Annotated in this window: 1 protein-coding gene; it reads right to left on the bottom strand. The window is 33.9% G+C overall.

Annotation, left to right across the window (positions count from 1 at the left end; genetic code table 11):
* Positions 1 to 98: 98 nt before the first annotated feature.
* Complete coding sequence (locus ADA55_RS04365; protein WP_048679622.1) at positions 99 to 596, bottom strand: hypothetical protein; 498 nt, start codon at positions 594 to 596, stop codon at positions 99 to 101.
* Between the last annotated feature and the right edge of the window lie 150 nt (positions 597 to 746).

Here is a 746-nt window from a genome sequence, read left to right as displayed (position 1 = left end):
CGATTCTTTAATAAGAATCGCTTTTCTTAATGAACTAACGGGTGCGTTAGTTCAACAAAAAGACCGATTATTTCGGCCTTTTTGTTTTTTGTTTTTTGTTATTCAGCAGTGAATGTAAATGTTTCTTTTAAAGGTCTGCCTTCCATCCCCTTTTGAGTCCAAATAATTTCCACTTCGAATTCCGTAGCTTTTTCAGCCAAAAGGAAATTGCTAAATCTATAAGGATACCCATCATTCAATTGATCTGCTAAAGAAATCGCTCTTTCAAAGTGTTCTTTATTGCATTCCTTTTCATCAGGACAACTAAAAAGTGAAAACTTCGTTGTAGAGTTAGGTTCATTTCTAAACATATGAACTTCCGCAGACAATACATCCTTACCAATGTTATCAACCTCTAAAGAGTAAGTATGAAATTTTCCCTTTTCAGGTTTAACTAAACCCTTACCTTGATCGGCTTTGTCTACTTGAACCGACCATTGTTTTGATGTTTGTTTGGTTGGCAATTTATCAAAGGTTAAAGCTTTTGTTTCTAGAGTTGGTGCGACTATGTTCAAAAGAAATAATGTACATATAGCAAAAATCGTTTTCTTAACCATAACTACCTCCTTGTTTTAGTTACAGTTACTTTGCCCAAAATGGAATGGAATATGTTTTGAACTAACAGGTTCGTTAGCTGAAGATTAGAGCTGTCTAAAAGGCAGCTTTTTTGTATGAAAACACTTTAGTGAAAGGCCATACTTAAATAA

It is taken from the genome of Bacillus sp. 220_BSPC (assembly GCF_001054655.1).
Classification (GTDB): domain Bacteria; phylum Bacillota; class Bacilli; order Bacillales; family DSM-1321; genus Peribacillus; species Peribacillus frigoritolerans.
This window is presented reverse-complemented; position numbering and strand designations above follow the sequence as displayed.